This is a genomic window from Luteitalea sp. (assembly GCF_022842525.1).
Taxonomy (GTDB): domain Bacteria; phylum Acidobacteriota; class Vicinamibacteria; order Vicinamibacterales; family Vicinamibacteraceae; genus Luteitalea.
In genome coordinates this window covers 1-11,633 of the sequence record NZ_JALHPM010000190.1, presented here as the reverse complement: position 1 = coordinate 11,633, position 11,633 = coordinate 1, and the positions used below count along the sequence as shown (strand labels likewise).

At 69.1% G+C, this 11,633-nt stretch carries 9 protein-coding genes; 5 read left to right on the top strand and 4 right to left on the bottom strand.

Annotation, left to right across the window (positions count from 1 at the left end; all coding sequences use genetic code 11):
* Positions 1-95 precede the first annotated feature (95 nt).
* Complete coding sequence (locus Q0C41_RS25670) at positions 96-1,184, top strand: hemolysin family protein (RefSeq protein WP_291988815.1); 1,089 nt, start codon at positions 96-98, stop codon at positions 1,182-1,184.
* Positions 1,181-2,491, top strand: a complete 1,311-nt coding sequence (locus Q0C41_RS25665) for a hemolysin family protein (RefSeq protein ID WP_291988814.1) — start codon at positions 1,181-1,183, stop codon at positions 2,489-2,491. The genes Q0C41_RS25670 and Q0C41_RS25665 overlap by 4 nt, the downstream gene beginning before the upstream one ends.
* A 104-nt stretch (positions 2,492-2,595) precedes the next feature.
* On the opposite strand, the gene Q0C41_RS25660 is transcribed toward Q0C41_RS25665, so the two are convergent.
* The 4 genes from Q0C41_RS25660 to lpdA all read right to left on the bottom strand — a co-directional run bounded on the left by Q0C41_RS25660 (position 2,596) and on the right by lpdA (position 6,900).
* Complete coding sequence (locus Q0C41_RS25660) at positions 2,596-3,216, bottom strand: sigma-70 family RNA polymerase sigma factor (protein ID WP_291988812.1); 621 nt, start codon at positions 3,214-3,216, stop codon at positions 2,596-2,598.
* 163 nt (positions 3,217-3,379) lie between these two features.
* Complete coding sequence (lipB, locus tag Q0C41_RS25655; protein WP_291988810.1) at positions 3,380-4,033, bottom strand: lipoyl(octanoyl) transferase LipB; 654 nt, start codon at positions 4,031-4,033, stop codon at positions 3,380-3,382.
* The gene (locus tag Q0C41_RS25650; RefSeq protein ID WP_291988808.1) at positions 4,033-5,343 is read right to left on the bottom strand and encodes a dihydrolipoamide acetyltransferase family protein; all 1,311 of its coding nucleotides are present in this window, start codon (positions 5,341-5,343) and stop codon (positions 4,033-4,035) included. Before Q0C41_RS25650 ends, lipB begins: the two co-directional genes overlap by 1 nt.
* A 129-nt stretch (positions 5,344-5,472) precedes the next feature.
* Positions 5,473-6,900: a dihydrolipoyl dehydrogenase gene (gene lpdA, locus Q0C41_RS25645; protein WP_291988806.1), complete on the bottom strand. Its 1,428-nt coding sequence runs from the start codon at positions 6,898-6,900 to the stop codon at positions 5,473-5,475.
* Positions 6,901-7,079: 179 nt separating this feature from the next.
* On the opposite strand from lpdA, the gene Q0C41_RS25640 reads away from it, so the two are divergent.
* The 3 genes from Q0C41_RS25640 to Q0C41_RS25630 form a co-directional block, all read left to right on the top strand.
* Entirely contained in the window at positions 7,080-8,468 is a 1,389-nt protein-coding gene (locus tag Q0C41_RS25640) for a sigma-54 dependent transcriptional regulator (protein ID WP_291988803.1), read from the top strand.
* A gap of 190 nt (positions 8,469-8,658) precedes the next feature.
* A complete protein-coding gene (locus tag Q0C41_RS25635) occupies positions 8,659-10,101 on the top strand; it encodes a radical SAM protein (RefSeq protein ID WP_291988802.1) in 1,443 nt (480 codons plus the stop codon).
* Between the two features lie 332 nt (positions 10,102-10,433).
* Positions 10,434-11,633: ABC transporter substrate-binding protein (locus Q0C41_RS25630; RefSeq protein WP_291988799.1), on the top strand; the 1,200-nt coding region annotated here is incomplete at its 3' end.

Sequence of the window (11,633 nt, the reverse complement as noted above, 5' to 3'; positions counted from 1 at the left end):
GGGTGTGCACGCACTCCGGTTCAGCCCCGGCGGGCGCGTTCGCGGCAGCGCCCCGCTGCCTGCCGGCGTGGCGGGGGCGGCCGTGGGACGCTGACGTGCTGACCACCCTCCTCGTCGTCGCGACGCTCGTCGCCCTCAACGCCCTCTACGTCGCGGCAGAGTTCGCCGCCGTTTCCGTCCGGCGGGGCCGCGTCCGCCAGCTGGCCGAGGACGGTTCGAGCGTCGCCGCTCGATTGCTGCCGATCCTCGAATCCCCGACACGACTCGACGGCTACATCGCGGCCTGCCAGGTCGGCATCACGATCTCGAGCCTCGTGCTGGGCGCCTACGGCCAGGTGGCGTTCGGCGCGCCCGTCTCCGGTCTGCTGCAGCGCTCGTTCGGCCTCGACGGCATCGCCGCAGCGTCCACCGCCGCCGTCGCGATTCTCGTCGTGCTGACCGTCGGCCAGATGGTCAGCGGCGAACTGGCCCCCAAGTCGCTGGCGCTGCAGTACCCCACCGAAGTGGCGCTGTACACGTACTGGCCGATGCGCTGGTCGCTGTGGATCCTCGGGCCGTTCATCTGGTTCCTGAACGGGTCGGGCAACATCCTGCTCAAACTGCTCGGTAGCGGCCACGGCGCCCATCGCCATGTCCACTCACCCGAGGAAATCGAGCTGCTCATCGCCGAGAGCCACGATGGCGGCCTGCTCGAACCCCACGAGCTGCGCCGCCTCCAGCGAGCCTTGCGCTTCAGCCTGCGCACCGCCCAGCAGATGATGACGACGCGCGACCGCCTGCACGCGATCGACATCACGATGCCGGTCGACCAGGTGCTCGCCCTGGCCCTCGACTCGGCGCAGGCCCATGTCCCCGTCTACCGCGACACGCTCGACCACGTGATCGGTTTCGTCAACACCAAGCGCCTGCTGGTGCGTCACGTCGAAGGGCGTCCGGTGCGGTCGCTGCGCGAGTTGCTGCAGCCGGCCGTGATCGTCGATCAGACCATCACCGGTGACCGCCTCGTCGACGAGCTGCGACGGCGGCGCACGCATCAGGCCATCGTGGTGGACGATCGCCAGCAGGTCGTCGGCATGGTCACGCTCGACGACATCCTGTCGTCGCTGCTCGGACCGACGCCCGACGAGTTCACCCAGTCCTCGCTGCGGATGAAGGCCCCGCGCGCCACGAGTCCACGCACATGACGACGCTCATCGTCATCGTCACCGTGCTGGTCGTGCTGAACGGCCTGTTCGTCGCCGCGGAGTTCGCCATCGTCGGCACGCCGCGCGTGGCGATCGAGAAGCGGGCGGCGGCGGGCAACCGGGTCGCGCAGAAGGTCCGCGCGATTCTCGAGGAGCCGCAGCGACAGGACCGCTTCATCGCCACGGCGCAGCTCGGCATCACGCTGGCCAGTCTCGGGCTCGGCATGTACGGCGAGCACCAGGTGGCCGAGCGACTGGTGCACTGGCTCGAGGGTCTTGGCGCGGCGCGGTACGTCGCCGCCCACACGCTGGCGAGCATCCTCGCCGTCGCGATGCTCACCTACGTGCACATCGTCTTCGGCGAGATGGTGCCCAAGTCGATTGCCCTGCAGCGGGCCGAGCGCACCGTGCTGCTGATCACGCCGGTGATGCTGGTGATTCAGGCCATCTGCCTGCCGCTGGTGATCGTGCTCAACTTCCTCGGCAACACGCTGCTGCGGCTGATCGGCATCACGCGACAGCAGCGGGCGCACGAGCACCTCTACTCGCCGGAGGAGCTGGCGCTGATCGTCTCGGAGAGCGAGGCCGGCGGCATGCTGCGCGAGGAGTCGGGCAAGCTGCTGCGCGAGCTCTTCGAGTTCGGTGACCTGACGGCGCGCGAGGTGATGACGCCGCGGGTGCGCCTGGCAGCGCTGCCGCTGGGCGCCGATGCCGACACGGTGACCGCGACCGTCCGCCGGCAGCCGTACACGCGCTACCCGGTGTACGACGGCGACATCGACCAGCTGACGGGCATGGTCAACGTCAAGGATCTGCTGCTGCTGAAGTCGAGCGGGCAGCCGCTGTCGCCGACCATCGTCCGGCCGATCCCCACCGTGCCCGACACGGCGACGCTCGACGTGGTGCTCGAGACCCTGCGTGACGCGCGGGCCCAGATGGCCGTCGTGATCGACGAGCACGGCGGCACGGCCGGCGTGCTGACACACGAGGATCTGTTCGACGAGGTGATTGGCGAGGTCGCCGAGGGCGCGGCCGAGCGGACCAGCATCTACCGGGATGCCCGCGGCGTGCTGCACGTCAGCGGCACCTCACGGGTCGAGGAAGCCGGTGAGGCGCTGGGCGTGGTCCTCGAGCACGACGAGGTGGACAGCGTCAGCGGACTGATTCTGGAGCGGCTGGGCCGCCCGCCACACGTGGGCGACGTGGTGGTCTACGACCACGTGCGCTTCGAAGTCGTGTCGGTCGAGGGGCTCGGCGTCAACGAATGCATCGCCGAGGTGGAGGAATCCCCCCGCGAAGATGCCTGAAGGCACGACACCCGGTTCCGTGGGTCCTTCGCCGGGGGGCGACGAAGGCGGAACCGGGCTGGAGCGGGAGAGAAAAAGGTACTGGATGAAGCCGTCGCGAGAACTCAGGCGACCGAGTGCAGCGACAGACCGGTGCTGAAGTCGGCGAGGCGCTCGCGCAGGATCAGTCGACCGCGGTGCAGGCGCGACTTCAGGGTCTGGCTCTTCACGTTCAGGGCCTGGCTGGCTTCCTCGGTGGACAACCCGTGGATGTCGCGCAGGATGATCGGGGTGCGGTAGATCTCCGGCAGGTCCTTCATCGCTTCGGCCAGGCGTCCGCGCAACTGCGTGCGGAGGAAGGCTTCGTCGGCCAGGCTCGACCAGTCGGCAGCCTCGCGGAGCCGGCGGATGCCGTCTTCCTGATCCTGCCCCTGCATCTCGTGCTCGGAGACTTCCGCCGGGCGCGTGAACTTGCCATTGCGCAGGCGCGACATCGCCGTGTTGAAGGTGATGCGATAGATCCAGCTGGAGAGGGCCGCGTCGCCACGGAACGCGTCGACCTTCTTGACGACCTTCATCAGGACGTCCTGGGTCACTTCCTCGGCGTCTTCACGGTTCTTCATGTACCGGAACGCCAGCTGGTAGACCTTGCTGCCGTACGCGCTTGCCAGGGTCTCGACGGCTCCCGGGACTCCGGCCTGCAACTGCTCGATCAGTGCGCGCTCTGCATTGCTATCTCGCTTCATCTCGCCTCCGTCCAGTAGAACACCGGAGGGGTGATGAATATTCCCGACGTACAGGTTCATGGTTACGCTCCATGCAGAGCGTAGGCTCTACCTTGGTCCAGATCCACTAATTCCAAGGTCTAGCCTGAGAGGCTGTTCGGTTTGCGCAACCGAGGGTCGCAGCTCATCCATTGATAGTGCGATCGAACACCCGGCACAGATGGTGGATGACCCGTGCCTCGACCCCATCCATGGGGGGCGCCAGGCCCAGGAGGCGCTCGAGCGAGGTGACGCCGTGGTCTCGGATGCCACACGGGACGATCAGGTCGAAATGGGCGAGGTCGGTGTGCACGTTGAGCGCGAAGCCGTGGCTGGTCACCCACCGCGACAACCGGACGCCGATCGCGGCGACCTTCTCGTCACCGACCCAGACGCCAGTCAGTCCACTCTTGCGCCCGGCGTCGAGGCCGAAGTCGGCGCACACGCCGATGAGCACCTCTTCGAGATCGCGCACGTACCGGTGCGCGTCGAGGCGATCGGGCTTCAGGTCGAGAATCGGGTAGCCGACCAGTTGGCCGGGGCCGTGATAGGTGACGTCGCCGCCGCGCCCGGCCTCGAACAGCGCGATGCCCCGTGCGTGCAGCTCGGCATCGGTGGCGAGCACGTGGTCGCGCGACTGGCGGACCTTGACGCCGAGCGTGATGACCGGCGGGTGCTGAAGCAGGACGAGCGTGTCGCTGATGGTATCGGCCTTGCGCGCGGCCACCAGATCGGCCTGCAAGGCCAGCGCGGTCTCGTAGGGCACGAGTCCCGCGCGCTGGACGACGAGCGGGGGCATCAGGCCCAGGACTCGATCGTGGCCTTCACCTTGCTCATGAACTCGTCGGCCACGGCGCCGTCCACGAGGCGATGGTCGTAGCCGAGGGTGAGATAGCCCCGCTGACGCACGGCGATCATGTCGTCGATGACGACGACACGTTTCTCGATCGTGCCGACCGCGAGGATCGCCACCTGCGGCTGATTGATGATCGGCATGCCGAAGAGCGTGCCGAACGACCCCGGGTTGGTGATCGTGAAGGTGCCGCCCTGCACGTCCTCGGGCTTGAGCTGCTTGGCGCGCGCCCGCGCCGCGACGTCGGCGATGCCCCGGGCGATGCCGAGCAGGCTCTTGCCGTCGGCCTCGTGCAGCACCGGCACGATCAGCCCCCAGTCCAGCGCCACCGCGAAGCCGAGATTGATGTCCTTCTTGTAGACGACCGAGTCGCCGTCGATCGCCGCATTCAGGATCGGCATCGCCCGCAGGGCGTCGGCAATCGCCTTGGCGATGAAGGCCAGATACGTCAGCTTCACGCCGGCGCTCTCGAACTCGGCCTTGTGCGCCTGGCGGACCGCCGCCACCCGCGTGAAGTCGACCTCGAACACCGAGTGCACGTGCGCCGACGTGCGGCGGCTGTACAGCATGTGCTCGGCGATCTTGCGGCGCATCACCGACATCGGCTGGACCTGCACGGCCTCGCCCGGCTGGAAGGCCGGGATGTGGAGCCCCTGATGGCCTGACGCCGGGGCGGAGGGCGCCTGTGACCGACCGTCGATGTACGTGAGGATGTCGTGCTTGGTCACGCGACCGCTGATACCGGAGCCCTCGAGCTGCGCGATGTTGACCTGGTGCTCGGCGGCGATCCGCCTGACCAGCGGCGAGGACTTCTGGCGCCGACGGTCGGCGGTCGCGTTCTCGACAGAGGCCTCCACGGCCACCTCGGCGGCCGGCTCAGTCGCCGGCCCAGCCGCGGGCTGACCGGCGACATCGGCCCCCCTGGTCTCGGAGCCCGGGTCGGTCGTGGCCGGGGTGGACGCCGTGCCATCGGGCTGCGGGGTCGCGGCGGCGGGTGCGGCCGTCTGCGGCTGCTGCCCGGCGTCGCCGAGCACCGCGACGACCGTGTCGATGGGCACGGTCTCGCCTTCATGCGCCCGGATCTCGAGCAGCACGCCAGCGGCGGGCGAGGGAATCTCGGCATCCACCTTGTCGGTGGAGATCTCGAAGAGCGGTTCGTCGCGGTCGACCGCATCGCCGACCTTCTTGATCCAGCGCACGACGGTGCCTTCGGCCACCGATTCGCCCATCTGGGGCATCACCACGTTCGTCGGCATAGAGAAGGCTCGGGGCTCAGGGCTGAAGGCTCAACAACAAGGCTTTAGGCTCAAGGCTCAGGGCAAGGCTCAAGCCTTGGGCCCTGAGCCTGCTGTTCTGAGCCCAGAGCCCAGAGCCTCAAACCCGACTCACATGTGAATCGGCGCGCCGTGTGTCGCGTGTGCCGCCTCACCCACCGCCTCCGACATCGTCGGGTGCGCCTGGATGGTGCGGATGAGTTCTTCGACCGTGCACTCGAGGCGCAGGGCCAGCGTGGCCTGGGCGACCAGTTCGGTGGCCCGCGGGCCGATCATGTGCACGCCGAGAATCTCGTCGTACTGCTTCTCGGCGACGATCTTGACGAACCCTTCGGTCTCGTTGGCGATCTTGGCGCGGCCGAGGACGCCGAAGGGGAACGACCCGACGCGAACGTCGTAGCCCCGTTCCTTCGCCTGCGCCTCGGTCAGGCCGACGCTGCCAATCTCCGGGTCGCAGTACGTGCAGCCGGGAACGTGGTCGTAGTTGATCGGCCGCACGTCGTGGCCGGCGATGCGCTCGGCGGCCAGGATGCCCTCGGCCGACGACAGGTGCGCGAGCTGCTTGTGGGCGCCGGTGCCCAGCGTGATGACGTCGCCGACGGCCGAGATGCCCGCCACGCTCGTGCGCATCAGCGGGTCCACCTTGATGTAGCCGCGTTCCATCTCGAGGCCGAGGTCCTCGGCGCCGAGGCCGTTGGTGACGGGCCCGCGCCCGGTGGCCACCAGCAGATACTCGGCCGAGATCGTCTCGGTCTTGCCGTCGGGCAGCTGCGCCGTGATCTCGACGCCGTCGCCCGTGTTGGTCGCCCCGGTCACCTTCGTGCCGGTGAGCACGCGAATCTTCTTCTTCCGGAAGCTCTTCTCGAGCACCTCGGAGACGGCCGCATCCTCGTTGGGCACGATGCGCGGCAGCAGCTCGATGATCGTCACGTCGGTGGTGCCGAAGCTGTTGAAGATCGACGCGAACTCGACGCCCACGGCGCCGCTGCCCATGACGATGATCGACCTGGGCACCTGGCGCAGGTTCATGGCCTCGGTGCTGGTGATGATGCGGGTGTAGTCGAACGCGATCCCGGGGACGCTGCGCGGCGACGATCCGGTCGCCACGATGATCTCCTTGCCGGCGGTGATCTGGCTGGTCGCCCCCGCGGCGTCGGTGACCTCGATGGCGCCCTTGCCGAGCAGGCGGGCCGAGCCCTTGATCCACTCGATCTTGTTCTTCTTGAAGAGCATCCCGATGCCGCCGGTCAGACCCTTGACGATCTTGTCCTTGCGGTCCTGGACGACGTTCATGTCGAGGCCGACGGCGGCCTCGCCGAGGGTGATGCCCCAGTCCCTGGCCGCCTTGGCGACCTTGAAGGCATGGGCATGCTCGAGCAGCGCCTTGGTCGGGATGCAGCCCCAGTTCAGGCACGTGCCGCCGAGCACGCTGTCACGCTCCACGACGGCGGTCGTCAGGCCGAGCTGCGCGGCGCGAATCGCCGCCACGTAGCCGCCGGTCCCGGCGCCGATCACCACGACATCGAATGCGCTTGCCAACCCCTGCTCCTCTGCACGCGAAAGACGGCCCCCGGGACCACGAGGCTGTGGGCGCCGGACGTCGACAACTCACAATTATGGATCGGGAGCGCCAGGGGGGCCGACAAACGCCGGGCCGGCGCCTCCTCGTCCCGTCCGACTCGTCCGGAGCGCCCGATTCGCTAAGATGCACGGAACCGATGGCTCCTGCCCTCAAGACCATCCTGATCGTCGATGACGATGAGGGGATGCGCGACACGCTGACGGCGATCCTGAAGCGCGACTATCGCGTGATGTCGGTGTCGTCGGCCGAGGACGGGCTGTCGCGGCTGCGCCAGTCGCGGGTCGACCTGATGCTGCTCGACGTGCGGCTGCCCGGCATCGGCGGCCTCGAGATGCTGCGGCAGGTGCGCGAGCAGCGCGACGAGGTCGAGGTCATCATGATCTCGGCCATCACCGACGTCGAGACCGCCGTCCAGGCGATGAAACTCGGCGCCTACCACTACATCACCAAGGAGTTCGACTACGACGCGCTGCGCGCCCTGGTGCGCAACGCGAGCGAACGGCAGGACCTGCGCAATCGGGTCGAGTCGCTGACGGCCCAGGTGGAGGCCCAGGACGAGGAGTTCGTCACGGGCACCAGCGCGGCGATGCGCGCGGTGGTGAGTCTGGTCCAGAAGGTGGCGCGGCTGGACACGACGGTGCTGATCACCGGGGAGAGCGGCACCGGCAAGGAGATGCTGGCCCGCCGCGTCCACGCCGAATCGGACCGGCGGCGCGGCCCGTTCATCGCGGTCAACCTCGCCGCGGTCCCGAGCGAACTGGTGGAGAGCACGCTCTTCGGGCACGAGCGGGGCGCATTCACGGGGGCCGTCCGCCAGCAGCTCGGCAAGTTCGAGCTGGCCAACGGCGGGACGCTGTTCCTCGACGAGATCGGCGACCTGCGCCTGGACCTGCAGGCCAAGCTGCTCCGCGCCATCCAGGAGAACGAGATCGAGCGCGTGGGGGGCCGACACCCCATCCGCGTCGACTTCCGGCTCGTGGTCGCGACCAATGCCGACCTCTCCGAGGCGGTCCGCCATGGCCGCTTCCGCGAGGACCTCTTCTACCGCATCAACGTGATTCCCGTCCGGTTGCCGCCCCTGCGCGACCGCATGGAGGACCTCGACCAACTGCTCGAGGTCTTCATCCGGCGCTATGCGCTGCGGTTCCGCAAGGTCGTGCGTGGCATCGAGCCGTCGGCCTTCGCCGTGCTCCGGGGGTACACCTGGCCGGGCAACATCCGCGAGCTGCAGAACCTGGCCGAGCGGATGGTCGCGGTGTGCGACAAGTCCGAGATCACGGAGGCCGACCTGCCGCTCGAAGTGCAGCTGGCCGCCCTCGAGGCCCGCGAGGCCGACCCGGCCGAGAGCGTGCTCGATCAGGCCGTGGCGGCCTTCGAGCGCAGCTACCTGCTCAAGGCCCTCGAAAAGGGCGAGTGGAACATCGCCGGCACGGCACGCCAGCTGCGCCTGCCGCTCAGCACCCTCAAGCACCGCATGAGTCGACTCGGCCTGAACGACGTCACCCGGCGCCTGCGGGACGCCTGAGCAAGGTCGCCCCACCGACACGTCGGCCAAATCTGCCGACACGGACGCCCCAACACTTTGTAGGTTCCGCAAACGCGAGCGGAGGCTCCGCCACCTCATGCGCGCCCCAAGTGCCATTGGATGAGCTACTTGCGGGGATCCTACCCATGGATGGCAGCGGCGGCACCGTTCTGGCACTCCCAGCCAGGGTATGCGAGCCTCCCGCTTCACCGTGTCGGTGCCCTTGCCCGACACCGACGACACCTTCCTCTTCAACTCGCTGACCGACACCCAGATCGTCGTGTCGTCCGACGTGATCGGCCTCATGGCACGCGTCGAGGCCGACGAGGACGTCCACCTCGATCCGCGGTCGCGCGAGGCGGTGACGCAGCTGGCCGAGCTCGGCTTCCTCGTCGAAAGCCGCGAGGCCGAGGACCACGCGCTCGAGGCGTTCTTCCGGGATCTCCGCGAAGACGCGAGCCACCTGCGGGTGACCCTGCTCACCACGCTGCAATGCAACTTCGCCTGTGACTACTGCATCCAGGGCGACCACGCGTCGCACGACTCGGCAGGGGCCCGGATGTCCCTCGAGCACGCGGCCCGCGTCGGCGACTGGATGGAGCATCGGCTCGACGCCCTCGGCTCGCCGCGCTTCACGCTGACGTTCTTCGGTGGCGAGCCGCTGCTGAACCTGCCGGTGGTCTACCTGCTGGCCGAGCGGATGTGGACCGCCTGCCGGGCCCGCGGCGTGGCGATGAACATCAGCATCATCACCAACGGCCTGCTGCTGACCGAAGAGGTCGTCGACCGCCTGCTGCCCTGGGGCCTCACGGGCGTGAAGATCACGCTGGATGGCGACAAGGTCACCCACGACCGGCTGCGCCCGCTGCGGGGTGGCCAGGGGACCTTCGATCGCATCCTGGCGAACATGCGCGCGGTGGCGCCGAAGGTGCGCCTGAGCATCGGGGGCAACTTCGACGTCGAGAGCGCCGCCAGCTATCCCGCGCTGCTGGCGCTGCTTCGTCAGGAGCCGTTCGCCGACCGGATCTCGAAGATTGCGTTCAAGCCGATCATTCGCGGGCCGAATACGGGAAGACCCGTGTCCGCCCCCGTGCGCACGCGCGCGGATGGCCGGCGGATGATTCCGCTGACGCCCGCGCAGGCGCCGGAGGCGGCACTCGGCGGTACGTGCATGACCGCCGCCGGGAATGGTGGGGGCAGGACGCCCTGCGACACCTGCGGGCTGGTCGACACACGCATGGCCTGGCTCAGGGCGGAGACCCGGGCCAGTGGCTTCGAGACACTCGACGGCCTCCACATGGGCCCGTGCGAACTGCATCGGCGCCACTCCTACACCGTTGGGCCGGAGGGGTCGCTGTACCCGTGCCCCGGCTTCACCGGCGAGGCGACCACGCGGGTCGGCCACGTGGACCCGGCGCGCGACGTCGCGCATCACGCCGTGCGTGATCGCTTCGAGACGCACGCGCCCTGGCGCGCGTGCGGCGATTGCGCACTGGTGCCGGTCTGCGGCGGCGGCTGTTCCGTCGCCGCGCACAACGAGCAGGGCGATCTCGCCGCGCCCAGCTGTCATCGTCCGGGGATGCTGGCGGCCCTGGACGACATCGCGGCCGCCGCGGCCACCGTTCCAGCCTGACCCCGTCGGGCCACTGGCCCGACCTTTCCCAGAGGAGTCGTCATGACCATCCGTATCGTCGCGCGAGGCGCCAGCAAGGACCGTCCCCCATTCTGCCCGCTGCTCATCGACTACCCGTACGACACGCCGGACCCGAAGTAGCCGGCCGCACGACGCACGAGCGCAGCGGCGCGAGAGTCGCGCTGCTGCCCACTCGTTCGTGATACAAGCACGTCGGCGGTTGCCCTTCGACAGCAGGGACCGCCGGACGCTGCGTGAACGCGCTCGCCGCTCGCCCTCCCCGTCCTCGCGACGCACGGCCGCCAGCCGTGCCGGTGCCGCTCGTCTGCGTCATGGCAGCGATGGGTGTGATGGGCGCGTGCCGTCGCGACCCGCCGCCACCGGTTCCGTCGACACGCGATGCGAGCATCGCCGTCGCCATCCCGAGCAACAGCGCGCCGATCGAGCCGCTGATCTACAGCCTGACGCAGACACGACTGGTGCGTGTCGACCAGGCGGGCCAGGTGCAACCGGCGCTCGTCGAGCGGTGGGTGGCCTCGCCCGACCATCGGACCTGGACGCTGACGGTCCGCGCCGGCGTGCGTACCCACGACGGGACGCTGGCCACCGCCGAGGATGTCGTCGCCCGGGTGCGCAACGCGTTGCGGGATCCCATGCGTGGGCCAGGGCTCTGGCACGTCACGGCTGTGGATGCCGCCAGCCCACACGAGGTCCGCATCCGACTGAGTGAGCCGTCGAGCCTGCTCCTCGAGACACTGTCGCTGGTGGAAGCGCTGCCGGCCGGCCCCTTCAGGGAGACGGACCCGGACACGGACGCGGACGCGGACACCACGGCAGACACCGAGGCGGACGAGCCGGACCTGCACGCGGTGGTCACGTCCGGTGAGGACGCGGCCGCCATCCGCACGATCAAGATCCGGCGCTTCGAGACACCGCGGGCCGCCGTGGCGGCGCTCCTTCGTGACGAAGTGGACGTGCTCTACGAGGTGCCCACCGAGACACGCGCCCCCCTGAGATCCGATGGGGACGTCCACCTCTTCCCACACCTGAAGCCGTACGTGATGACGCTCGGCCTCAATCATCGGCACCCGATCCTGCGGCGACGCGACGTCCGACTGGCCATGAATGCCGCCGTCGATCGCGATGCCCTCATCGGCCAGGTCGCCGGTGGCGTCGGCGTGCCCGCGGCCGACATGCTCTGGCACCAGCACTGGTCGCGCCCGCACGGCGGGGATGCGGCCCTGCTGCGGGTAGACAAGGTGCGTGCAGGACAGCTGCTAGACGAGGGCGGGCTGCGGCGCCGCACGACGCCGGACGGCGCCGTCGAGGCACGCTTCCGGGTGGCGTGCCTCGTGCTGGACGCGCCGCTGGCGCTGCGCGTGGCCGGTCGGTTGCAGCACGCCTATGCCGACATCGGCATTACGCTGGATCTCGAGGCCGTCGCCCTTCCCGATCTGGTCGCGCGGCTGCAGCGCGGGCAGTTCGACGCCTATGTCTCTCCCGTCGCCGGCGGCTTCGGCATGGGCCGCCCG

Bases quoted from the DNA above. Each gene is read 5' to 3' on its own strand.
- Q0C41_RS25665 (WP_291988814.1), top strand. From the start codon at position 1,181: ATGACGACGCTCATCGTCATCGTCACCGTGCTGGTCGTGCTGAACGGC.
- Q0C41_RS25660 (WP_291988812.1), bottom strand. From the start codon at position 3,216: ATGAAGCGAGATAGCAATGCAGAGCGCGCACTGATCGAGCAGTTGCAG.
- lipB (WP_291988810.1), bottom strand. From the start codon at position 4,033: ATGCCCCCGCTCGTCGTCCAGCGCGCGGGACTCGTGCCCTACGAGACC.
- Q0C41_RS25650 (WP_291988808.1), bottom strand. From the start codon at position 5,343: ATGCCGACGAACGTGGTGATGCCCCAGATGGGCGAATCGGTGGCCGAA.
- Q0C41_RS25640 (WP_291988803.1), top strand. From the start codon at position 7,080: ATGGCTCCTGCCCTCAAGACCATCCTGATCGTCGATGACGATGAGGGG.
- Q0C41_RS25635 (WP_291988802.1), top strand. From the start codon at position 8,659: ATGCGAGCCTCCCGCTTCACCGTGTCGGTGCCCTTGCCCGACACCGAC.